Raw genomic sequence first — 21906 nt, forward strand, 5'->3', positions numbered from 1 at the left:
CCGCGAAAGCGCGCTCCCCGTCGCGCGAAGAGCGCCGATGTCGCGCCCGCCCCGGCCGTCGACGCGCCCGCCGAGGCCGTCACCGAGCCCGCTGCGATCGCCGAGAGCGCGGCATCCACCGACGCTCCCGCCGAGGTCGAGCAGGCGACGGATGCCGCTCCCGAGGCCGCGGCCGGCGATGCCGCCCCCGGCGAGGTCAGCGCCGTAGAGCCGGGAACCGCCGACATCGAGGCCGCCGAGGGCGCCGCGGATGAGGACGCCACCCCGAACGAGGACACCGACTCGGGCAACGCCGAGAACACCGACTCGGCCGAGGAGACCCCCTCGCGCGGCCGCAGCCGGAGCCGCAACCGCAACCGCAACCGCAACGCGCAGGGCGGCCAGAACGGCGGCCAGAACCAGGGCGGGCAGAACCAGGGCGCCCAGAACCAGGGCGCGCAGAACAATCAGGCCGCGCAGGCCACCGCCGCGCCGTCGCAGGCGCAGACCGCCGACGCGGACGACGAAGGCGGATCGGCCGCGAGCCGCAACCGCCAGCGCAACAAGCGTCGCGGTCAGGCCGGGGGCGATGAGTTCGACACCGAGATCGGCGAGGACGACGTCCTCATCCCGATCGCAGGCATCCTCGACGTCCTGGACAACTACGCGTTCGTGCGCACCACCGGATACCTTCCCGGAACCAGCGATGTGTACGTCTCGCTCGGTCAGGTCAAGAAGTACAACCTCCGCAAGGGCGACGCGGTCGTCGGCGCGATCAAGCAGCCCCGCGAGGGCGAGCAGTCGAGCCGCCAGAAGTACAACGCGCTGGTGAAGGTCGACTCGGTCAACGGCCTGTCGGTCGAAGACGCCGCCGAGCGTGTCGAGTTCGGCAAGCTGACGCCGCTGTACCCGCAGGAGCGACTGCGCCTCGAGACGGCGCCCGAGAAGCTCACGCAGCGGATCATCGACCTCGTCGCCCCGATCGGCAAGGGCCAGCGCGGCCTGATCGTCGCGCCCCCGAAGGCCGGCAAGACGATCGTGCTGCAGCAGATCGCGAACGCGATCGCGACGAACAACCCCGAGGTCCACCTCATGGTCGTGCTCGTCGACGAGCGTCCGGAAGAGGTCACCGACATGCAGCGGACGGTCAAGGGCGAGGTCATCGCCTCCACGTTCGACCGCCCGGCCGAGGATCACACCACGGTGGCCGAGCTCGCGATCGAGCGCGCCAAGCGCCTCGTCGAGCTGGGTCGCGACGTCGTCGTCCTGCTGGATTCCATCACGCGCCTCGGCCGTGCGTACAACATCTCGGCGCCCACCTCGGGCCGCGTGCTCAGCGGCGGCGTGGACGCCTCGGCGCTGTACCCGCCCAAGCGCTTCTTCGGGGCCGCGCGCAACATCGAGAACGGCGGCTCGCTCACGATCCTCGCCACGGCGCTCGTCGAGACCGGGTCCAAGATGGACGAGGTCATCTTCGAGGAGTTCAAGGGCACCGGCAACAGCGAACTGCGGCTGTCGCGTCAGCTCGCCGACAAGCGGATCTTCCCCGCCGTCGACGTCAACGCGTCCAGCACGCGGCGAGAGGAGATGCTGCTCTCGGCCGACGAGGTCAAGATCACCTGGAAGCTGCGGCGTGCCCTCGCGGGCCTGGACCCCCAGCAGGCGCTGGAGGTCGTCCTCGGCAAGCTCAAGGAGACGCAGTCCAACGTCGAGTTCCTCGTGCAGATGCAGAAGTCGATCCCCGCTCCCACCGGCGGCGGCCACAGCCACGGCCACGAGAACAGCATCCGCTGACCGAGCCGTTCGGAGCATCCATGTTCGAATCGGTGAAGACCCTCATCGAGGAGCACAAAGCCGTTCAGGAGGAGCTCTCCGACCCGGCTGTGCACGCCGACGCCGGTCGCGCCAAGCGCGTGAACCGGCGCTACGCGGAGCTGTCGCGCATCGTCGCGGCGTACGACACGTGGATGCTGGCCACGGGCGATCTGGAGGCCGCGCAGGAGTTCGCCAAGGAGGACGCCGCGTTCGCCGCCGAGGTCCCGGTGCTCGAGGAGCGCGTCGAGGAGACGCAGGAAAGGCTGCGGCGTCTGCTGATCCCCCGCGATCCCGACGACGGACGCGACGTGATCATGGAGATCAAGGGCGGCGAGGGCGGCGCGGAGAGCGCCTTGTTCGCGGCCGATCTGCTTCGCATGTACCTGCAGTACGCGGCATCCCGAGGCTGGAAGACCGAGCTTCTGGAACGCAACGAGTCCGACCTCGGCGGGTACAAAGACGTGCAGGTCGCGATCAAGAGCACCTCGACCGACCCCGCGCAGGGCGTGTGGGCGTCCCTCAAGTACGAGGGCGGTGTGCACCGCGTCCAGCGCGTCCCCGCGACCGAGTCGCAGGGGCGCATCCACACCTCGACCACCGGCGTGCTGGTCTTCCCGGAGGTCGATGAGCCCGACGAGGTCGAGATCAACCCGAACGACCTGAAGATCGACGTCTTCCGCTCGTCGGGCCCCGGCGGCCAGTCGGTCAACACGACCGACTCCGCGGTGCGCATCACGCACCTGCCGACCGGCATCGTGGTGTCGATGCAGAACGAGAAGTCACAGCTGCAGAACCGGGAGGCCGGCATGCGCGTTCTGCGTGCGAGAATCCTGGCCAAGCAGCAGGAGGAGATCGATGCGGCGGCCTCCGATGCCCGCAAGTCGCAGATCCGCGGCATGGATCGCTCCGAGCGCATCCGCACCTACAACTTCCCCGAGAACCGCATCGCCGATCACCGCACCGGATACAAGGCCTACAACCTCGATCAGGTGATGGACGGCGCCCTCGGCCCGATCATCGAGTCGTGCATCGCCGCCGACGAGGAGGAGCGCCTGGCGTCCCTGGGCGCCGAGGCCTGAGCCCGCACTCCCGCCCGCGACGCAGCGCTCCCGACATCCGCCCCTTCGTCGACTTGTCGTATATGTGCGCGACACGCCGGGAAGCGGCGGCATATACGACAAGTCGACCAGAGGTTGTGGAGAACGACGACGGCGGATCGGCGGGTGTGACAGGGTCTGCGGATGCAACCTCACCTCCTCGGCGGCGGGCCGTTCACCGTCGCGGAAGGTGTGCGTGCGGGCCTTCCGCGCGCGGTGATCGATTCTCCGCACTTGGCCCGACCCTTCCATGGGCTGCGGGTCCCTCGCGAGACGGAGGCCGATCCCGACGGGCATCCGATCGCACAGGTGCACGCGGAGATCCTCCGCAGTGCCCGCCTGTTCTCGGCGCACATGCACGAGCAGGAGTTCTTCTCGCATTCCACGGCCGCGCTGATGTGGGGCATCCCGTTGCCCGGACTTCCCAGCACCGACATCCATGTGTCGGTGCTGGCGCGGCACCGGGCTCCGCGCGGCAGGGGAGTGCGCGGACATCAGCTGGGCGAGCGGGCGGTGAACCGCTCACGGCACGAGGCCCTGGCCGTCACCGACGCAGCGACGAGCTGGTCGCTGCTGGCGGCCGAGCTGCGGCATCCGTATGATCTCGTCGCTGCAGCCGACGCGGTGATCCGGGACGAGCGGATGCCGGGACCCCGGTCCCGGATCCTCCGGCCGCGCCTGGCGGGTCGCGCTGAACTCGCGGCCGCGATCGCCCCGGGCCGTCGCGGTGCGGTCGCACTGCGGCAAGCCCTCGACCGGGCGCGCCCTGGGGCAGCCTCTCGCATGGAGACCTGGATGCGGCTCACCGTCGTGGATGCGGGGCTGCCGGAGCCCGCGCTCGACCATGACGTGTGCGACGCGTCCGGCGAGTTCCTGGGCTGTCTCGACGGCGCATATCCCGAGCTTCGCGTCGGGTTGGAGTACGAGGGCGACCACCATCGCACGGATGAGCGGCAGTGGCAGCGGGACATCCTCAAGCACGACTCGATGGCCCGGGTGGGGTGGCGGATCATCCGCGTCACGAAGGATCAGCTCCTCCGCGACCCGGGGGCATTCACGGCACGCGTCCGCGGCGCCCTGCGCGCGGCATCCTGACCCCCCATCACCCCATCGACTTGTCGTACATGTCGTCGGCACGCCGTCGCGCAGGCGCATATACGACAAGTCGACGAGAGGGAGGGCGAGGGGAAGGGGGGGAGGGGCAGGAGAGAGGGGGCGGGGGATGCCGCGCCGGTAGGCTCCGAGAGTGATCACGTTCCTCATCCGCGCCGCGATCTTCGTGTTCTCGGCCGCGCTCGGCCTGATCGTGGCCGATCTGATCATCCCGGGCTTCCACATCGACTGGAGCGACTGGTGGGGCTTCGTGCTCGCGGTCGTGATCTTCGCAGTGATCCAGAGCGTGCTGGCGCCGTGGGTGTTCAAGATCACCCGGCGGCACGCCCCCGCGCTGCTGGGCGGTATCGGGATCATCTCGACCTTCGTGGCGATTCTGATCGTGGTGCTCATCCCGAGCGCGGGCATCGGCATCTCCGAGCCGCTCGCCTGGGTGCTCGCACCCGTGATCGTGTGGATCATCACGGCGCTGGCCACGTGGCTGCTGCCGCTGGTGTTCCTCAAGAAAGAGGTGGCCCAGCGCCGAGCGGCGTGACGCCCCGTCAGATGCTGTAGTCCAGGGCGCTGTAGTCGGGCGCGGTCAGCAGCGCACGCGTGTCGATGCCCTCGCGCTTGACGCGCGGCTTCGCCGGAACGCCGACCAGGATGCTGTCCGGCGGCGCATCGCGGGTGACCACGGCGTTCGCGCCGATCACCGAGCCGGCGCCGATCGTGATGGGGCCGAGCACCTTGGCGCCCGCACCCACGGCCACGCCGTCGCCGATCGTCGGGTGCCGCTTGCCGCCCTCGCGCTGGCGCCCGCCCAGCGTGACGCCGTGATAGAGCATGACGTCGTCGCCGACCTCGGCCGTCTCGCCGATCACGACACCCATGCCGTGGTCGATGAAGAAGCGCCGGCCGATCGTGGCGCCGGGATGGATCTCGATGCCGGTCAGCCACCGGGTCAGCTGAGATCCGAGCCGCGCCGGGAAGCGCAGCCGCCGCACCCAGAGAGCGTGCCAGAGCCGGTAGGCCCAGACGGCGTGCAGACCGGGGTAGAGCAGGGCGATCTCGGCGCTGCCGCGCGCGGCGGGATCGCGCAGCTTGGCCGCGGCGAGGTCTTCGCGAACGCGGGCCACAGCACCGATGTGCTCGCTCATGCGACAGCCTCGGGCTCTCTGAGGTGCTCGTACAGGGCGGTCGAGAGGTAGCGCTCACCGGCATCGGGGACGATCACGACGATGCGCGTGCCCGCGGCTTCCGGGCGCGCGGCGATCTCCAGCGCCGCCCACACCGCGGCGCCCGCCGACATCCCGGCGAGGATCCCCTCGCGTGTCGCGAGCTCACGGGCGACGCGGATCGCGTCGTCGAACTCGACGTCGAAGATCTCGTCGACCACCGAGCGGTCCAGCACGGCCGGCACGAAGTTCGGGCCGATCCCCTGGATGCGGTGACCGCCCGCGCGTCCCTCCGTGAGGACGGGGGAGTCCTTCGGTTCGACCAGGGCGATCTTGACGTCGGGATTGCGAGCCTTGAGCACACTGCCGACGCCGGTGATCGTGCCGCCGGTACCCGACCCCGCCACGAACCAGTCGACGCGTCCCTCGGTGTCGCGCCAGATCTCCTCCGCGGTCGTCCGGCGGTGGATCTCGGCGTTGGCCGGGCTGTCGAACTGATGCGCGAGCACCGCTCCCGGAAGCTCCGCAGCGATGCGCTCAGCCGTCTCGACGGCTTCGGTCATGCCCTTGTGGGGGTTGGTGAGGACCAGTTCGGCGCCGTAGGCCTTCAGCAGGGTGCGGCGCTCCTTGGACATGGACGCCGGCATCGTGAGGATGACCTTGTAGCCGCGCGCGGCGCCGACCAGGGCCAGGGCGATTCCGGTGTTGCCGCTCGTGGACTCCACGATCGTGCCGCCCGGGCGAAGCTCGCCGGATGCCTCAGCGGCATCGATCAGCGCGATCCCGAGGCGGCACTTGACACTCGCACCGGGGTTGTAGAACTCGAGCTTGGCGACGACCTCCGCGCCGAGCCCCGCGGTGAGCGCATTGAGGCGCACGAGCGGCGTCTGCCCGAAGGCTGACGTGATGTCGGAATGGATCCCGGGCACGGGTCGCCTTTCGTTGCCGGGCGGGGGTCAGTCCTCGCGCAGGTCGTCGTAGAGAGCGGTCGAGAGGTAGCGCTCGCCGAACGACGGGATGATGACGACGATGTTCTTGCCCGCAGCCTCCGGGCGCGCGGCGACCTGAAGGGCGGCCCACACCGCCGCGCCGGAGGAGATGCCGACGAGGATCCCGTCCTGGGTCCCGACGGCGCGCGCGGTCGAGATCGCATCGGGGAACTCCACGTCGATGACCTCGTCGATGACGCTCTGATCGAGGATCTCCGGGATGAAGTTCGGGCCGATGCCCTGGATCTTGTGCGGACCGGGCGTGCCCTTGGTCAGCAGCGGCGAGTCGGCCGGCTCGACGGCGATGACCTTCACGCCGGGCACGCGCTCCTTGAGCACCTGCCCGACGCCCGTGATCGTGCCGCCCGTGCCGATGCCCGCGACGAAGTAGTCGATCTCGCCGGCGGTGTCGCGCAGGATCTCCTCGGCGGTCGTCCTGCGGTGGATCTCCGGGTTGGCCTCGTTCTCGAACTGGCGCGCGAGCACGGCACCGGGGATGCCGGCGACGATCTCCTCGGCCTTCGCCACGGCACCCTTCATGCCGCCGGAAGGATCGGTCAGCACCAGCTCCGCGCCGTAGGCCTTCAGGAGGATCCGGCGCTCGACGGACATCGACGAGGGCATCGCGAGCACGACGCGGTATCCGCGCGCGGCCCCGACCATCGCGAGGGCGATGCCGGTGTTGCCGCTCGTGGCCTCGACGATCGTGCCCCCGGGCTGCAGCTGCCCGGATGCCTCGGCGGCATCCACGATCGCGATGCCGAGTCGGTCCTTGACGCTCGAGGCCGGGTTGTAGAACTCCAGCTTGGCGAGGATGGTGCCGCCGAGGCCCTCCGCGACGCGGTTCAGCCGCACGAGCGGGGTGTCGCCGAACGCGGAGGTGATATCGGGGTGGATGCCGGGCATGTCGAGCCTTTCAAGCGTCGTCGGGTGCGCAGACAAGCCTAGGGGAGCCCTCGGCGATGCGTCCTTCTGTGACGATCGGGCTCGCGGTGGGATCGCGCCGCACGGCATCTAGGCTGGGTGCCGCTCATGTCTGACATTCCTCCCCCCGCCGTATCGCTCTCCGATGCCCTCCGCCGCGCCGCCGATCGCCTCTCCGCCGCCGGCATCGAGGAGGCGCACGTGGATGCCGAGCTTCTCGCCGCGCACGTGCTCGGCGTCGGCCGCGGAGGCGTGCAGGCTGCCGCGGTCCGCGGCGATCTGCTGGCGGCAGAGGACGCCGGACGGCTGGCTTCGCTGATCGATCGGCGGGTCACCCGCGAGCCGCTGCAGCATCTCACCGGCACCGCTCCGTTCCGCCACCTCGAGCTGCGCGTCGGCCCCGGCGTGTTCGTCCCGCGTCCCGAGACGGAGATGGTCGCGCAGCTCGCTATCGACGCGCTCGCCTCCTCGGCCTCCGCCGCCCCGATCGGGGTGGACCTCGGCACCGGAAGCGGCGCGATCGCCCTCGCGATGGCGACCGAGGTGCCGCATGCCCGCGTGTTCGCGGCCGAGAACTCGGTGGAGGCCTTCGTGTGGGCGAAGGAGAACTTCGCCCACATCGGAGCGGACAACGCGCAACTGGCGTTCATCGACCTCGAGCACGCGTTCACGCAGCTCGACGGCCAGGTTTCGGTCGTCGCGTCGAATCCGCCCTACGTGCCGGACGAGGCGATCCCGCGCGATCCGGAGGTGCGCTTCTTCGATCCGCCCGCGGCCCTGTACGGCGGCGCGGACGGCCTCGACGTGGTGCGTGTCGTCAGCCGGGTGGGCCTGCGCCTCGCGCACCCCGGGGGGACGATCATCGTCGAGCACGGCGAATGGCAGGGGGCCGCCGTGCGGGAGATCCTCGTCGCGGACGGCTGGCGTGCGGCATCCACTCATCCCGACCTGACGATGCGCGACCGCGCCACGACCGCCATCCGGCCCTGACGTCTTGCCGGGCGCGAAGGCGCCGCCGGATAGACTGAGCCGGACATGTCACCTGTATTCGATTGCCGCGACGAGGCCCAGCTGCTCGCCGGAATGCGCCAGGCGCGTCAGGCGATCGGGCGCGGCGAACTGGTCGTCCTGCCGACCGACACCGTCTACGGCGTCGCAGCCGACGCGTTCAGCGCCCGCGCCGTTCAGGGCCTGCTGGAGGCCAAGGGTCGCGGCCGCCAGTCGCCGCCGCCCGTGCTCGTCGCCGGCATCGCGACGCTCCGCGCTCTGGTGGCCGAGGTCCCCGAGCCCGTCGAGCGTCTGGTCGAGGCATTCTGGCCGGGCGGCCTCACGATCGTGCTGCCCTCACAGCCGTCACTGTCCTGGGACCTGGGCGACACGTTCGGGACGGTGGCCGTGCGCATGCCGGCGAACAACCTCGCGCTGGAGCTGCTGGAGGAAACCGGACCACTCGCCGTCTCGAGCGCGAACCTCACCGGGCAGTCGGCCGCGATCACCGCCTCGCACGCGAAGGACATGCTGGGCGACTCCGTCGCGGTCTACCTCGACGGAGGTCCGTCCGAGACCGGGATCGCCTCGACGATCGTGGATGCGACGAGCCTGGTCGGCGACTCGGCGGCGGTGGTGCGTGTTCTGCGCGAGGGAGCCGTCAGCCGCGAGGCGCTGCGCGAGGTGCTCGGCGACCTGCTCGAAGCCGACCCCGTCCGCGAGGACAACCCGCCGGCGGCCTCGCCGCCACCGCCCATCGAGAGCTCGGATGGGGAAGCCGCTCAGCCTGCCGGGGGTTCGGAACCCAGCCCCGAGGAAACCAGCAGCGCGTGAAGCAGTACGTCTTCACGATCCTCTTCACCGCGGCGGTCACCCTGTCGCTGTCGTGGGCGGTCTGGCGGCTGAGCCTGAAGTACAAGCTGTACCCCGGCATCCGCGAGCGCGACGTGCACAAGACTCCCACCCCCCGCCTCGGGGGAGTGGCGATGTTCCTGGGCGTCGTCGCCGCCTTCGCCGTGTCGTCGCAGCATCCGTACTTCGCGATCTTCTGGGCCGATCCCGCGCCCGTGTACGCGATCCTCGCCGCGACGCTGCTCATCGTCGTCGTCGGTGTCGCGGATGACCTGTGGGACCTGGACTGGATGATCAAGCTCGGCGCCCAGTTCCTCGCGGCCGGGATCATCGCGTGGTTCGGGCAGCTGCAGATCTTCTCCCTGCCGATCGGAGGCCTGATCATCGGCTCCAGCTGGGTGAGCTTCACGCTGACGGTGTTCGCGATCGTCGTCGTCATGAACGCCGTCAACTTCATCGACGGGCTGGACGGCCTGGTCGCCGGTGTCTGCCTCATCGCCAACGGCGTCTTCTTCGCCTACTCGTACATCCTGGTCCGCGACACCGGATCCAGCACCTACTTCAATCTCGCCTCCTTCATCGCGGCCGTCCTGATCGGCGCCTGCATCGGCTTCCTGCCGCTGAACTGGAGTCCCGCGAAGCTGTTCATGGGCGATTCCGGCGCGCTGATGCTGGGCCTTCTGATGGCGACGTCGGCCATCGCGATCACCGGCCAGCTCAATCCCGCCACCCTGGACCCCGAGGGCTTCGGCCGCTCGCAGCTGCTGGGCGCGTTCATCCCGATCCTCCTGCCCGTCGTGGTCGTGCTGCTGCCGCTCCTGGATTTCGGCCTCGCGGTGATCCGGCGCATGAGCAGGGGGAAGTCGCCGTTCTCACCCGATCGCAAGCACCTGCATCACCGGATGCTGGACATGGGACACACCGACCGCGACGCCGTCCTGATCTTCTACGCGTGGACGGCGGTGTTCAGCCTCGCCGTCCTGCTGATGTACATCGGCACCCGGGAGAACTGGCCGGGTCAGTACTGGCTCGGCGTGGTCTTCGGCGTCGTCGGCGCCGCCGCATGCCTGGTCGTCACCCTGCTGCCCTCGTGGCGGCGCAAACCCGCCGTGCTCGCGCCGTCGCTCGAGGACACCCCCACCCTGGAGGCCGCACGATGAGTGCCCCGTCCGCTCCGCGGAGTTTCACCGTCCTGTCCAGCCTGAAGTGGCCCGCGATCGCGATCGCCATCCTCGCCGTCGTCGGCGGCGTCGTCGGCTACCTCGTCTCGGGAGTCTCCGGCATGGTCAGCGGACTGCTCGGTGCGGCGATGTGGCTGGTCTTCCTCGCGCTCACGTCGCTCAGCATCCACTTCGCCATCCGTGCCACCAAGGACGATCCCGGATCGCCGCTGTTCTTCGCGATCGTGCTCGGATCGTGGGTGCTCAAGCTGGTCCTCTTCGTCGTGCTGGCGATCTGGATGCGCGCTCAGCCGTGGCTCGATCCGACCGTGTTCTTCGTCACGGTGATCGTCGCGGTGGTGGGCTCGCTCGTCTTCGACGTCATCGCCTTCCAGCGCGCGCGAGTGCCCTACGTCGGCGATGTGGAACTGCCGCAGCACGTCGAGGATTGACGCTCGGATGCGGCCCTCTCAGGCCCGCGCGGGCGGCCTCGGGGCGCTACGCTGAGGCTCGAGCGTGTCCTTCGGGCCCCCAGAGTTTTGCTAGGCTGAAGGCATACGCTCCCCCTGATCGCCACGTCTCGGACGCCCGACGCCGGAGAATCTCCTGATTACCGCCACGCTCCTCCCCGCCCTCCTGCTCGTCACGGCCGACGAATCGGATGGTGGCTTCGTCGGTCCCTCGATCGCGGAGTTCGTCCCCGAAGGCCTGCTCTTCGTCGGGACCCCCTTCGAGCTCAACCGGGTCATGCTGATCCGCCTGCTCGTCGTCTTCGCGCTGGTCCTCTGGCTCTGGCTCGGCACGCGCAACATGAAGCTCGTCCCCAGCCGCGGACAGGCTGCGCTCGAGTTCATGCTGGGCTTCGTCCGCAACTCGATCGTCTTCGACACGCTGGGCGAGAAGGACGGCAAGCGGTTCCTCCCCGTCCTGATGACGTTCTTCTTCCTGATCATCGGGATGAACCTCACCGGCATCATTCCGGGTCTGCAGATCGCCTCGACCGCCGTCATCGGCCTCCCGCTGATCCTCGCGGTGGTCGCCTACGTGATGTTCGTCTACGCGGGCTTCCGCCGGCACGGGTTCGGCTACCTGAAGAACGCCCTCGTCATCCCGGGCGTGCCGTGGCCGCTGCACGCCCTGCTGATTCCGCTCGAGTTCCTCTCGACCTTCATCCTGCGGCCGATCACGCTGGCCCTCCGACTCCTGATGAACATGGTCGCCGGGCACATGCTGCTCGTGCTCTGCTTCACCGCGACGAACTTCTTCTTCTTCACGGTGCTCGCGAACGGCCAGCTCATCGGCCTGCTCGGTATCGGCACGTTCGCCTTCGGCGTCGCCTTCACGGTGCTCGAGCTGTTCGTCGCCGTCCTGCAGGCCTACGTCTTCACGATCCTCACCGCCATCTACATCCAGATGTCGCTCGCCGACGGACACTGACCCGTCCCCGGCTGCTAGACCCATCAACCCCTTCGAAAGGAAATCCCTGTGAACGTCGTCGGACAGCTCGCACCCCTCGCCTTCGGACTCGCCGCCATCGGCTCCGGTATCGGCGTCGGCATCATCGTCGGCAAGACCATCGAATCGGTCGCCCGCCAGCCCGAGCTTCAGGGTCGCCTCAGCGGCCTGATGTTCCTCGGTATCGCACTGACCGAGGCCCTCGCGTTCATCGCGATCGCGGTCGCCTTCATCCCGTTCCCCGCGCCGTAACCACTCGTTGCCGACCGAAGGAGTCCGAATGCTCGTCGCATTCGCCGAAGAAGGCCACGCGGGGGAGATCAATCCACTGCTCCCCACGCTTCCGGACCTCGTCTGGGGCACGCTGGCGTTCCTCATCATCCTCGCGCTGTTCATCTGGAAGATCCTTCCGAATCTGAACAAGATGCTCGACGCGCGCGCCGAGGCGATCGAGGGCAGCATCAACTCCGCTGAAGCCGCACAGGCGGAGGCGCAGGCCGCACTCGAGAAGTACACCGCCCAGCTCGCCGACGCGCGTGCCGAGGCCGGGCGCATCCGTGAGCAGGCCCGTGCGGACGGCTCGGCGATCGTCGCCGAGATGCGCGAGCAGGCCTCCTCCGAGGCGGCCCGCATCACCTCCAACGCGCAGGCGCAGATCGAGATGGAGCGCCTCGCCGCGCTGGCGTCGCTCAAGTCGGATGTCGGAAACCTCGCGCTCGACCTGGCCGGCGGTGTGATCGGAGAGACCCTCTCCGAGGACGCCAAGGCGCAGGCGGTCGTGGATCGCTTCCTGGCCGAGCTCGAAGCGTCCGAGAAGGCGTCCCGCTGATGGGCAGCGCAACCACTCAGGCACTCGCGGCGGCGACGGCGGCACTGAACGCCGCCCCGTCGGTCGATCTCGACACCGCCCGCGAGCTGTTCGCCGCGGCGCGGATCGTGGGCGGCTCGCCTCAGCTGAGCGGTGCGCTGGCAGATCCGTCCGCTTCGGGCGACTCCCGGGCGCGCGTCATCACCGACGTGTTCGGGGGCGCGTTCGGTGCCACCACCACCTCACTTCTGACCACGGTCGTGCGGGAGCGCTGGTCCACCGCCGCGCAGCTCGTCGACGGGATCGAAGAGCTCGCCGTCCGCGCGGCGGCGATCTCGGCTCCCGGCGTGGACGTCGACGGCGAGCTGTTCAGCGCGTCGCGGCTGGTCGCCGACAACCCCGAGGTGGAACTCGCGCTCGGCAGCCGGCTCGGCGACGACTCGGCCAAGGGGTCCCTCGTGCAGACCCTGCTCGCAGGCCGGGCGAGCGACGCGACGATCCTCATCGTCTCCTCGCTCGTACAGCAGCCGCGCGAACGGCGCGTGCGCCAGATGCTCTCGCAGGCGATGGACCTCGTCGCCGATCAGCGCGGCAGCATCGTCGCGACGGTCTTCACCGCCACCCCCCTCCAGCCCGCCCAGTCCGAGCGACTGAGCGCCGTGCTCACCCAGCGCTACGGCAAGAAGGTCGGACTCAACGCGGTCATCGACCCCTCCATTCTCGGAGGACTGCGCGTGCAGATCGCCGACGATGTCATCGACGCCAGCGTCGCCGCACGTCTCACCGATCTGCGCCAGCGTCTGGCCGGCTAGAGACGAGATTTCCCGCTCCGGCGGAAGCTTCGGGGCTCCGGCCCCTCGAAACGAAGGAACACAATGGCAGAACTAACGATCAGCCCCGATGTCATCCGTGACGCGCTGAAGGACTTCGCCGCCGCGTACGAGCCCACGGGCGCCGCAGCCACCGAGGTCGGCACCGTCGTCGACGCGGCCGACGGCATCGCGCACCTCGAGGGCCTTCCGGGCGTCATGGCGAACGAGCTCGTGACCTTCGCAGACGGCACTTCGGGCCTGGCGCTGAACCTCGACGAGCACGAGGTCGGCGTGGTCGTCCTCGGCGAGTTCTCCGGGATCGAAGCCGGCCAGGAAGTCCGCCGCACGGGAGAGGTGCTCTCCGTCGCCGTGGGCGACGGCTACCTCGGCCGCGTGGTCGACCCGCTCGGCAACCCGATCGACGGGCTCGGCCCGGTCGCGACCGACGGGCGCCGCGCGCTGGAGCTGCAGGCGCCGGGCGTCATGCAGCGCAAGAGCGTGCACGAGCCGATGCAGACGGGCATCAAGGCGATCGACGCCATGATCCCGGTCGGCCGCGGCCAGCGTCAGCTCATCATCGGCGACCGCCAGACCGGCAAGACCGCGATCGCGATCGACACGATCATCAACCAGAAGAGCAACTGGGAGTCGGGTGATGTCAGCAAGCAGGTGCGCTGCATCTACGTCGCCATCGGCCAGAAGGGCTCCACGATCGCATCCGTGAAGGGTGCCCTCGAAGACGCCGGCGCGATGGAGTACACGACGATCGTCGCCGCTCCGGCATCCGACCCCGCCGGCTTCAAGTACCTCGCTCCCTACACCGGCTCGGCCATCGGCCAGCACTGGATGTACGACGGCAAGCACGTCCTGATCATCTTCGATGACCTGACCAAGCAGGCCGAGGCCTACCGCGCCGTCTCGCTGCTCCTGCGCCGCCCGCCGGGCCGCGAGGCGTACCCCGGCGACGTCTTCTACCTGCACTCCCGCCTGCTCGAGCGCTGCGCAAAGCTCTCGGACGAGCTGGGTGCCGGCTCGATGACCGGACTGCCGATCATCGAGACCAAGGCCAACGACGTCTCGGCGTACATCCCGACCAACGTGATCTCGATCACCGACGGCCAGATCTTCCTGCAGTCCGACCTGTTCAACGCGAACCAGCGTCCCGCTGTGGACGTGGGCATCTCGGTGTCGCGCGTCGGCGGCGACGCACAGGTGAAGTCGATCAAGAAGGTCTCCGGAACCCTCAAGCTCGAACTGGCGCAGTACCGTTCGCTCGAGGCGTTCGCGATGTTCGCGAGCGACCTGGATGCGGCATCCCGTCGCCAGCTCGCCCGCGGCGCGCGTCTGACCGAGCTGCTCAAGCAGCCGCAGTACTCCCCGTACCCGGTGGAGGAGCAGGTCATCTCGATCTGGGCCGGCACGAACGGCAAGCTCGACAAGATCGAGGTCGAGGACGTCCTCCGGTTCGAGCGCGACCTGCTCGATCACGTCCGCCGCAACACGACGATCCTCGATCGCCTGCGCGAGACGAACGTGCTGGATGACGACACCGTCGCCGAGCTCGGCAAGGTGGTGGACGCGTTCACGCTGGAGTTCCAGGGCGGCGGCGGACAGCACATCGACGAGCCCGGTCGCGAGGAGTTCCAGGCCGCTGACGCGGACGATGTCAACCAGGAGCAGATCGTCAAGGGCCGCCGCAAGTAAAGCGGACGGCAGACACCGACTATGGGCGCACAACTGAGGGTCTACAAGCAGAAGATCAGCACTGCTCAGACGACCAAGAAGATCACCAAGGCGATGGAGCTCATCGCGGCCTCGCGCATTCAGAAGGCGATGGCGCGCGTGCGCGCCTCGGCTCCGTTCGCACGTGCCGTGACGCGCGCCGTCTCAGCGGTGGCGACGCACTCGAACATCGACCACCCGCTGACCTCGGCGCGCGATGTGAAGACCTCCGCGATCGTGATCTTCGCCTCGGACCGGGGCCTGGCCGGTGCCTTCAACTCGCAGATCATGCGCGAGGGCCTCGAGCTGGCGGCGCTGCTGGAGTCGCAGGGCAAGGCGGTCACGTACTACCTCGTCGGGCGCAAGGCCGTCGCGTTCTTCCAGTTCCGTCGCATCAAGAGCGAGGCGGAGTGGACGGGCGACACCGACACGCCCGAATTCCGCTTCGCCGAGCAGATCTCCGAGACGCTGCTCGAGGCTTTCGAGCGCGGCTCGGAGCGCGGCGGCGTGGACGAGATCCACCTCGTGTACAACCGTTTCGTCAGCATGATGACCCAGACTCCCGAGACCGTGCGCCTGCTGCCGCTCGAGGTCGTCGAAGCCGACGAGTCGCAGGCGGACACGCTCGCCTTCCCGCTCTACGAATTCGAACCCGATCCGGCGACCGTGCTGGATGCGCTCCTGCCGGTGTACATCCAGAGCCGCATCTTCAACGCCCTGCTGCAGTCGTCCGCGGCGAAGCACGCGGCGACCCAGAAGGCGATGAAGTCGGCCAGCGACAACGCCGACAAGCTCATCACCGACTACACGCGCCTGCGCAACAACGCCCGTCAGGCCGAGATCACCCAGCAGATCGCCGAGATCGTCGGCGGCGCCGACGCGCTGTCGTCCTCGTAGCATCCGATACCCGTTTCTGAACCGCCTCCGAAAGAGAAGAAGACAATGACCCTCACCGCTTCCGCCGTACAGACCTCGGTCGTCGGGCGCGTCGCGCGCGTCACCGGTCCTGTCGTGGACATCGAGTTCCCGCACGACTCGCTTCCCGACATCTACAACGCGCTCAAGACGACGATCACGATCGGCGACGAGTCCAATGAGATCACGCTCGAGGTCGCTCAGCACCTCGGCGACGACCTCGTTCGCGCCATCGCCCTCAAGCCCACCGACGGCGTCGTCCGCGGCCAGGAGGTGCGCGACACCGGCGGTCCCATCACGGTTCCGGTCGGCGACGTCACCAAGGGCAAGGTGTTCAACGTCATCGGCGAGGTGCTCAACGCCGAGCCGGGCGAGAAGATCGAGATCACCGAGCGCTGGGGCATCCACCGCAAGGCGCCCAGCTTCGACCAGCTCGAGTCCAAGACGCAGATGTTCGAGACCGGCATCAAGGTCATCGACCTGCTGACCCCGTACGTGCTCGGCGGAAAGATCGGCCTGTTCGGCGGTGCCGGCGTGGGCAAGACCGTCCTCATCCAGGAGATGATCCAGCGCGTCGCGCAGGACCACGGCGGTGTGTCGGTGTTCGCCGGTGTCGGTGAGCGCACGCGTGAGGGCAACGACCTCATCCACGAGATGGAAGAGGCGGGGGTCTTCGACAAGACCGCCCTCGTCTTCGGCCAGATGGACGAACCGCCGGGAACCCGTCTGCGCGTCGCTCTGTCGGCGCTGACGATGGCGGAGTACTTCCGCGATGTCCAGGGCCAGGACGTGCTGCTGTTCATCGACAACATCTTCCGCTTCACGCAGGCCGGTTCCGAGGTCTCGACGCTCCTGGGTCGCATGCCCTCGGCCGTGGGATACCAGCCGAACCTCGCCGACGAGATGGGCGTGCTCCAGGAGCGCATCACCTCGACCCGCGGTCACTCGATCACCTCGCTGCAGGCGATCTACGTGCCCGCCGACGACTACACCGACCCGGCTCCCGCCACGACCTTCGCGCACCTCGACGCGACCACCGAGCTCTCGCGCGAGATCGCGTCGAAGGGTCTGTACCCGGCCGTCGACCCGCTCACCTCGACCAGCCGGATCCTCGACCCGCGCTACATCGGCGCGGACCACTACCGCGTCGCGACCGCCGTGAAGCAGATCCTGCAGAAGAACAAGGAACTGCAGGAGATCATCGCGATCCTCGGTGTCGACGAGCTGTCCGAAGAGGACAAGGTCGTCGTGTCGCGTGCGCGCCGCATCCAGCAGTTCCTCTCGCAGAACACCTACATGGCCAAGAAGTTCACCGGCGTCGAGGGCTCGACGGTCCCGATCGCCGAGACGATCGAGTCCTTCGACGCGATCGTCAAGGGCGATTTCGACCACGTCGCCGAGCAGGCGTTCTTCAACGTCGGCGGCATCTCCGACGTCGAGGAGAACTGGGCCCGCATCCAGAAGGAGAACGGCTGATCATGGCCCTCACGGTGAACCTCGTCGCGGCCGACCACGAGGTCTGGTCGGGTGAGGCGAGCCTCGTCGTCGCCAAGACGGTCATCGGCGAGATCGGCATCATGGCCGGCCACGAGCCGATCCTCGGCGTCCTCGCGGCGGGCGAGGTGCGCATCACGCTCGAGGACGGCAGCAAGATCATCGCGAACGCCCAGGACGGCTTCCTGTCGGTCGAGGGCGATGTCGTCACGATCGTGGCCGGCAACGCCGCCCTGATCAGCTAGTTGCTCGTCCTGCTTCCCCCCTCCGAGACCAAACGGTCCGGAGGGGGAGCGGCGGCGCTCGATCTGCACTCGCTGTCTCTGCCCGAGCTGACCGCGCAGCGCCACGGCGTGCTGGATGCCGTGGAGCGCCTCTCAGCCGATCCTCTGAGCGCGGCGCGCGTCCTCGGACTGGGTCGGACCCAGCTGCACGAGGTCGAGGTGAATGCGCGCGTGCGCACGGCGCGCACGATGGCTGCGATCGATCGCTACACCGGAGTGCTCTACGACGCGCTGGATGCGGCATCCCTCGATCCGGCGGCACGGCGGTGGCTCGGTGCGAACGTCCTGATCCAGACCGCGCTGCTGGGGCCCGTGGGTGCGCTCGATCGCATTCCCGCCTACCGCCTCGGGGCGAGCGCATCGCTGCCCGGTTCGGCGCCCCTGCGGCGCGTCTGGGCGGGCCCGGTCACCGCCGCACTCGCGACGGCCGCGCCGCGGTTCGTGCTCGACCTGCGCTCCGAGGCCTATGCCGCGCTCGGACCGGTGCCCGTCACGACCTCCTCCGTCTACGTGCGGGTGGTCACGGAAGGCGCCGATGGAGCCGTCCGCGCGCTCAACCACTTCAACAAACACGCGAAGGGCGGCCTCGTCCGCGCCCTGGCGCAGGAGCGGCCCCGGATCGGCTCACTGCGCGCGCTGCGCGAGTGGGCCGATCGACGGGGCCTGCGGCTGCGGGCGGAAGCGCCCGGCGAGGTGGAGCTGTTCGCCTGAGCCGGGTCAGTGCGGGCCGGAGCCCGTGCGCGTGTGCTCGGCGGTGCGTTCGGTGTTCTCCGCGATCGCGATGAGGGCGACGACCGCCTCGATCAGGAACCTGAGCAGCACGATCACCAGGAACGTCGCGATCGGAACCAGGATCAGGGTCGCGATGATGAGCGAGACGCCCGCGCCGACGTTGAAGAACAGGGCGTTGATGCCGCTGACCAGTCCCGACACGAAGTACACGATGAACCCGATGGCGATCGCGATGAGTCCCACGAGGTAGAAGATGCTCGCCAGGCGTCGCGTGATGAACGTGCGGAACGACAGGTCGAAGAGGGCTCGGAAGAACCCTCGGCCGATGTCGTCGGCCTCGCCCTTCAGAGAGGTCGGCACGCCGGTGTTGTCGGGGTCGGTCGCGGGGTCGTACGCCGGAGTGGATGCCGCTCCCACCGGGTCGGTCGTTCGCGCCGCCACGTCCGCGGGCTGTGCCGGGAGAGGCGGGGGAGTGGGGGGATTCGTGTCGCTCATGGTGTCCTTCCACGTTCAGACGGGTTTCCGCAAGGTTAGCGACCGGCGACACGTGTGGCGAGTATCGCCGAATTGCCTGTCACAGGGCACCCCGCGTCGCTAGCATGTGAAACGCGCGGCGGATGCCGTGCCGTCGCGAGTGCGCGACGCTGTTCGTTCTCCGGGGGGACCTTTTGTCCGACTACTCAGACGGCGCCGCAGGCGCCGCGTTCCTGGCGATCTGGTTCGGGTTCATCTTCATCTTCGCCATCGCCGGCTACGTCATCACGTCGTTCTTCCTCATGAAGATCTTCGAGAAGGCGGGCGTGCAGGGCAAGTGGCGCGCGTGGGTGCCGATCTACAACTACATGATCTTCAGCAAGCTGGGCGACCTCAGTCCCTGGCTTGTTCTGATCGCCTTCGGCGCGAGCATCTTGCTCGGCTGGATTCCGGTGATCGGCTGGATCGTGAGCATTCTGCCGCTCGTCGTCCTGCTTCTTGCCGCGTGGCGCGTCGGGTTGAAGCTGCAGAAGGAGCCGGTCTGGCTGATCCTGTTCTTCTTCCTCAGCGTCGTCTGGCTCGGCATCCTGGCCTTCGACAAGTCGCGCTGGAACACCGCCGTCCCGCCGGCTCCCTGGGCCGGCAACGGGTTCCTTGCCGACCGCACCGTCTGGAACGGCGTTCCCGTTCAGCCGGCCGCGGGCGGCTATGCCGCCGATCCGGTCACGCAGACTGCGCCGGGCGCTTACCCGCCGCCCGCGGGCTACCAGCCGCCGCCGGCCGCGGGCTACACGCCTCCGCCGGCCGGCGCTGGGCAGCCGCCGGCGACTCCGCCGGCTACCCCGGGCGCGCCGCCCACCACGCCGCCGACGGCTCCGCCGGCGCCGCCCACAGCGCCTCCGGCACCGCCGGCCGCCTAGGTCAGACAGCCGACGAGCCCCCACCGAACAGGTGGGGGCTCGTCGTCGTTGCGATTCCCCGCTCGCACCCGACCGCGTTAGCGTGGAAGGATGACCTCCTCCCCGAGCTCCGTTCCCCATCGTCGCGTCGGCAGATCCGGCCTGCTCGTCTCCGCCGTGGGCCTCGGCTGCAACAACTTCGGCCGGCCGGGAACCAACACCCAGACCCTGCCGGGAACCATCGAGGTGCTCGACGCCGCGATCGATGCGGGGATCACCTTCCTCGACACCGCCGACATGTACGGCGGCGAACCGGGTCAGAGCGAGACGCTCATGGGCGAGGCGCTGCAGGGCCGCCGGGATCGCGTGGTGCTGGCCACCAAGTTCGGACACCCCGGCCGCGACATGGGCTACGCCCGCACGGAGGCGAAAGCCTCACGCTCGTACGTGCGCGTGGCCGTGGAACACTCTCTGCGACGGCTGCGGACCGACTGGATCGATCTGTATCAGCTGCATGTTCCGGATGCCGCCACCCCGATCGGTGAGACCATCTCGGTGCTCGACGACCTGGTGCGCGAGGGGAAGATCCGCTACTACGGTCATTCCAACCTCGCGGGCTGGCAGATCGCGGAGGCCGACTACTCGGCATCCGGCCCGGGGCTGCGCTTCGTCTCCGCGCAGAACCACTACAGCCTCCTTGCACGAGCGGCCGAGCGGGAGGTGCTGCCTGCGGTCGAGCGGTTCGGGCTAGGCTTCTTCCCCTTCTTCCCGCTGCACAACGGGCTGCTGACCGGCAAGTTCAGCCGCGAGGGCGGCCCGGAGGGCAGCCGCATCATGATGCAGCGCCGGCACGTGTGGCAGAACGCGCCGTGGGACGAGCTGGAACGGTTCCAGGTGTTCTGCGACGAACGCGACATCACGATGCTCGAGGCGACCTTCGGATGGCTGCTGTCGAGACCGGCGCTTTCCAGCGTGATCGCCGGGGCGACGAGCGCGGCCCAGCTGCAGGCCAACGCCGCAGCCGCGACGGCGTGGACCCCGACGCAGGCCGACCTCGATGTCATCGACTCGCTGTTCCCCCTGCCCGAAGATCCCGCCGCGCGCGTCTGACCGCGCCTGTTCGCTGTGAGCGAACATCCGGGGAGCCGGCACCGATCGCATCGGTCCGTCATCCGAGGCGACATCCCTTGCTTCGCGTAGGATGTGAGCACGTCGGCAGGACCATCACGGTCGGCCGTCGCTGCTATCGGCTTACGGGGAGGACAGGGCGTGCCCGAACAATCCACCCGCACTCGATCGGTGGCGGTGGCAGGCGGGACGATCGATCTCTCCTGGGCCGGAGTGACGCACACCGGTCGCCGCCGCGAGATCAATCAGGACGCGCTGCTCGCGAGCTACCCTCTCTTCATCGTGGCCGACGGCATGGGCGGCCACATCGGCGGCGAGATCGCGAGCGCGAGCACCGTCGACCGCTTGGCGCGCATGGTCGAGGCGGGGGCGGTGTCGCCGAAGATCATCGAGAAGGCGCTGTCCCACGCCGTGCGCGACATCGCCTCGCACCCCGACACGACCGACGACGGCACCGGCACGACGCTCACCGGCCTGTACCTGGACCTGAGCGACGGGCCCCCGCAGTGGGTGACGCTCAACATCGGGGACTCTCGTGTGTATCTCATGCGAGAGGGCATCATCGAGCAGATCACCACCGATCACTCCGTCGTGCAGGAGCTGATGGCCGCCGGGCGCCTGAGCCCCGAGGAGGCGGAGAACCACCCGTACGGGAATGTGATCACCCGCGCGGTCGGGCCCAGCGAGAGCGTCGCGCCCGACTACGTCCGTCTGGACGTCGTGGACGGCGATCGTTTCGTCATCTGCTCCGACGGACTGACGAAGGAACTGACCGACTACGGCATCCAGCATTTCCTGGTCGAGAACGCCGACCCGGCCGATGCGGTGGCGGCGATGATGGATGCCGCGCTCGAGAACGGCGGCCGAGACAACATCACGATCATCGTGCTCGATGTCGCTGTTCAGTCCATCGATGCCGCGCGCAACGCCGTCGTGGTGGGCGACTCCTCCCCAGCCTGAGTCGGAGGCCGTCCCCTCCACAGATCGTCGTCGCGCCGGTCGAGGTCTGACTCGCGCGGCTTCACTGGGCGGGTGCTCTCGACCTTCGCGCCTCTCCCTCGCTCCTCCACAGAGCCGCCCCGATCGCCGTTCGATCCGCAGTCCCAGGTA

At 68.8% G+C, this 21906-nt stretch carries 24 protein-coding genes; 20 read left to right on the forward strand and 4 right to left on the reverse strand.

Features of this window, described 5'->3' with window-relative positions; all coding sequences use genetic code 11:
- The 4 genes from rho to RWQ91_RS16275 form a co-directional block, all read left to right on the forward strand.
- On the forward strand, positions 1-1773 hold a 1773-nt coding region (gene rho, locus RWQ91_RS16260), incomplete at its 5' end, for a transcription termination factor Rho (protein WP_314508136.1).
- A gap of 20 nt (positions 1774-1793) precedes the next feature.
- The gene (gene prfA / locus RWQ91_RS16265; RefSeq protein WP_314508138.1) at positions 1794-2873 is read left to right on the forward strand and encodes a peptide chain release factor 1; all 1080 of its coding nucleotides are present in this window, start codon (positions 1794-1796) and stop codon (positions 2871-2873) included.
- Between the two features lie 162 nt (positions 2874-3035).
- The gene (locus RWQ91_RS16270; RefSeq protein WP_314508139.1) at positions 3036-3986 is read left to right on the forward strand and encodes a hypothetical protein; all 951 of its coding nucleotides are present in this window, start codon (positions 3036-3038) and stop codon (positions 3984-3986) included.
- Between the two features lie 151 nt (positions 3987-4137).
- A complete protein-coding gene (locus RWQ91_RS16275; protein WP_314508141.1) occupies positions 4138-4539 on the forward strand; it encodes a hypothetical protein in 402 nt (133 codons plus the stop codon).
- Between the two features lie 7 nt (positions 4540-4546).
- Here RWQ91_RS16275 and epsC read toward each other — a convergent pair whose 3' ends face one another.
- Genes epsC through cysK (RWQ91_RS16290) form a run of 3 tightly spaced genes read right to left on the reverse strand, consistent with a single transcriptional unit; the run spans position 4547 to position 7056 of the window.
- Positions 4547-5143, reverse strand: coding sequence for a serine O-acetyltransferase EpsC (epsC, locus tag RWQ91_RS16280; protein WP_314508142.1), 597 nt, complete (start codon positions 5141-5143; stop codon positions 4547-4549).
- Complete coding sequence (gene cysK, locus RWQ91_RS16285; protein ID WP_314508144.1) at positions 5140-6090, reverse strand: cysteine synthase A; 951 nt, start codon at positions 6088-6090, stop codon at positions 5140-5142. Before cysK (RWQ91_RS16285) ends, epsC begins: the two co-directional genes overlap by 4 nt.
- Positions 6091-6117: 27 nt before the next feature.
- Positions 6118-7056, reverse strand: coding sequence for a cysteine synthase A (gene cysK / locus RWQ91_RS16290; protein ID WP_314508145.1), 939 nt, complete (start codon positions 7054-7056; stop codon positions 6118-6120).
- A 126-nt stretch (positions 7057-7182) separates the two neighbouring features.
- Here cysK (RWQ91_RS16290) and prmC point away from each other — a divergent pair, with 126 nt between their 5' ends.
- The 13 genes from prmC (at position 7183) to RWQ91_RS16355 (ending at position 18274) form a co-directional block, all read left to right on the forward strand.
- Positions 7183-8064: a peptide chain release factor N(5)-glutamine methyltransferase gene (prmC, locus tag RWQ91_RS16295; RefSeq protein ID WP_314508146.1), complete on the forward strand. Its 882-nt coding sequence runs from the start codon at positions 7183-7185 to the stop codon at positions 8062-8064.
- Positions 8065-8109: 45 nt separating this feature from the next.
- Positions 8110-8895: an L-threonylcarbamoyladenylate synthase gene (locus tag RWQ91_RS16300; RefSeq protein ID WP_314508148.1), complete on the forward strand. Its 786-nt coding sequence runs from the start codon at positions 8110-8112 to the stop codon at positions 8893-8895.
- A complete protein-coding gene (locus RWQ91_RS16305; RefSeq protein WP_314508149.1) occupies positions 8892-10073 on the forward strand; it encodes an MraY family glycosyltransferase in 1182 nt (393 codons plus the stop codon). Before RWQ91_RS16300 ends, RWQ91_RS16305 begins: the two co-directional genes overlap by 4 nt.
- The gene (locus tag RWQ91_RS16310; RefSeq protein ID WP_314508150.1) at positions 10070-10525 is read left to right on the forward strand and encodes a hypothetical protein; all 456 of its coding nucleotides are present in this window, start codon (positions 10070-10072) and stop codon (positions 10523-10525) included. The genes RWQ91_RS16305 and RWQ91_RS16310 overlap by 4 nt, the downstream gene beginning before the upstream one ends.
- A 184-nt stretch (positions 10526-10709) precedes the next feature.
- Positions 10710-11510 (forward strand): F0F1 ATP synthase subunit A, encoded by an 801-nt coding sequence (atpB, locus tag RWQ91_RS16315; protein ID WP_399546691.1) that lies wholly within the window; start codon positions 10710-10712, stop codon positions 11508-11510.
- A 48-nt stretch (positions 11511-11558) separates the two neighbouring features.
- Complete coding sequence (gene atpE, locus RWQ91_RS16320; RefSeq protein WP_175525226.1) at positions 11559-11780, forward strand: F0F1 ATP synthase subunit C; 222 nt, start codon at positions 11559-11561, stop codon at positions 11778-11780.
- Between the two features lie 28 nt (positions 11781-11808).
- Entirely contained in the window at positions 11809-12357 is a 549-nt protein-coding gene (locus RWQ91_RS16325; protein WP_314508152.1) for a F0F1 ATP synthase subunit B, read from the forward strand.
- A complete protein-coding gene (locus RWQ91_RS16330; protein ID WP_314508153.1) occupies positions 12357-13148 on the forward strand; it encodes a F0F1 ATP synthase subunit delta in 792 nt (263 codons plus the stop codon). The genes RWQ91_RS16325 and RWQ91_RS16330 overlap by 1 nt, the downstream gene beginning before the upstream one ends.
- A 63-nt stretch (positions 13149-13211) precedes the next feature.
- Entirely contained in the window at positions 13212-14852 is a 1641-nt protein-coding gene (gene atpA, locus RWQ91_RS16335) for a F0F1 ATP synthase subunit alpha (protein WP_314508154.1), read from the forward strand.
- A gap of 21 nt (positions 14853-14873) precedes the next feature.
- Positions 14874-15767: a F0F1 ATP synthase subunit gamma gene (locus RWQ91_RS16340; protein ID WP_314508155.1), complete on the forward strand. Its 894-nt coding sequence runs from the start codon at positions 14874-14876 to the stop codon at positions 15765-15767.
- A 45-nt stretch (positions 15768-15812) separates the two neighbouring features.
- Complete coding sequence (gene atpD, locus RWQ91_RS16345; protein WP_314508156.1) at positions 15813-17261, forward strand: F0F1 ATP synthase subunit beta; 1449 nt, start codon at positions 15813-15815, stop codon at positions 17259-17261.
- 2 nt (positions 17262-17263) lie between these two features.
- Positions 17264-17524 (forward strand): F0F1 ATP synthase subunit epsilon, encoded by a 261-nt coding sequence (locus RWQ91_RS16350; protein WP_314508157.1) that lies wholly within the window; start codon positions 17264-17266, stop codon positions 17522-17524.
- A complete protein-coding gene (locus RWQ91_RS16355) occupies positions 17525-18274 on the forward strand; it encodes a peroxide stress protein YaaA (RefSeq protein WP_314508158.1) in 750 nt (249 codons plus the stop codon). It abuts the gene before it with no gap.
- A gap of 6 nt (positions 18275-18280) precedes the next feature.
- Here the strand turns inward: RWQ91_RS16355 and RWQ91_RS16360 are convergent, their stop codons facing one another.
- Positions 18281-18790, reverse strand: coding sequence for a DUF4282 domain-containing protein (locus tag RWQ91_RS16360; protein WP_314508160.1), 510 nt, complete (start codon positions 18788-18790; stop codon positions 18281-18283).
- Between the two features lie 173 nt (positions 18791-18963).
- Between RWQ91_RS16360 and RWQ91_RS16365 the strand changes: the two genes are divergently transcribed.
- The 3 genes from RWQ91_RS16365 to RWQ91_RS16375 all read left to right on the forward strand — a co-directional run bounded on the left by RWQ91_RS16365 (position 18964) and on the right by RWQ91_RS16375 (position 21756).
- Positions 18964-19689 carry a large exoprotein gene (locus RWQ91_RS16365; RefSeq protein WP_314508161.1) on the forward strand — a complete coding sequence of 242 codons (726 nt, stop codon included), beginning with the start codon at positions 18964-18966 and terminating at the stop codon, positions 19687-19689.
- Between the two features lie 90 nt (positions 19690-19779).
- Positions 19780-20778, forward strand: coding sequence for an aldo/keto reductase (locus tag RWQ91_RS16370; protein ID WP_314508162.1), 999 nt, complete (start codon positions 19780-19782; stop codon positions 20776-20778).
- Between the two features lie 159 nt (positions 20779-20937).
- Positions 20938-21756, forward strand: coding sequence for a protein phosphatase 2C domain-containing protein (locus tag RWQ91_RS16375; protein WP_314508163.1), 819 nt, complete (start codon positions 20938-20940; stop codon positions 21754-21756).
- The last annotated feature ends 150 nt before the right edge of the window (positions 21757-21906 follow it).

Source organism: uncultured Microbacterium sp. (assembly GCF_963524805.1).
Lineage (GTDB): Bacteria > Actinomycetota > Actinomycetes > Actinomycetales > Microbacteriaceae > Microbacterium.

Bases quoted from the DNA above. Each gene is read 5' to 3' on its own strand.
- prfA (WP_314508138.1), top strand. From the start codon at position 1,794: ATGTTCGAATCGGTGAAGACCCTCATCGAGGAGCACAAAGCCGTTCAG.
- RWQ91_RS16270 (WP_314508139.1), top strand. From the start codon at position 3,036: ATGCAACCTCACCTCCTCGGCGGCGGGCCGTTCACCGTCGCGGAAGGT.
- epsC (WP_314508142.1), bottom strand. From the start codon at position 5,143: ATGAGCGAGCACATCGGTGCTGTGGCCCGCGTTCGCGAAGACCTCGCC.
- cysK (WP_314508145.1), bottom strand. From the start codon at position 7,056: ATGCCCGGCATCCACCCCGATATCACCTCCGCGTTCGGCGACACCCCG.
- prmC (WP_314508146.1), top strand. From the start codon at position 7,183: ATGTCTGACATTCCTCCCCCCGCCGTATCGCTCTCCGATGCCCTCCGC.
- RWQ91_RS16300 (WP_314508148.1), top strand. From the start codon at position 8,110: ATGTCACCTGTATTCGATTGCCGCGACGAGGCCCAGCTGCTCGCCGGA.
- RWQ91_RS16310 (WP_314508150.1), top strand. From the start codon at position 10,070: ATGAGTGCCCCGTCCGCTCCGCGGAGTTTCACCGTCCTGTCCAGCCTG.
- RWQ91_RS16325 (WP_314508152.1), top strand. From the start codon at position 11,809: ATGCTCGTCGCATTCGCCGAAGAAGGCCACGCGGGGGAGATCAATCCA.
- RWQ91_RS16330 (WP_314508153.1), top strand. From the start codon at position 12,357: ATGGGCAGCGCAACCACTCAGGCACTCGCGGCGGCGACGGCGGCACTG.
- atpA (WP_314508154.1), top strand. From the start codon at position 13,212: ATGGCAGAACTAACGATCAGCCCCGATGTCATCCGTGACGCGCTGAAG.
- RWQ91_RS16340 (WP_314508155.1), top strand. From the start codon at position 14,874: ATGGGCGCACAACTGAGGGTCTACAAGCAGAAGATCAGCACTGCTCAG.
- atpD (WP_314508156.1), top strand. From the start codon at position 15,813: ATGACCCTCACCGCTTCCGCCGTACAGACCTCGGTCGTCGGGCGCGTC.
- RWQ91_RS16350 (WP_314508157.1), top strand. From the start codon at position 17,264: ATGGCCCTCACGGTGAACCTCGTCGCGGCCGACCACGAGGTCTGGTCG.
- RWQ91_RS16360 (WP_314508160.1), bottom strand. From the start codon at position 18,790: ATGAGCGACACGAATCCCCCCACTCCCCCGCCTCTCCCGGCACAGCCC.
- RWQ91_RS16370 (WP_314508162.1), top strand. From the start codon at position 19,780: ATGACCTCCTCCCCGAGCTCCGTTCCCCATCGTCGCGTCGGCAGATCC.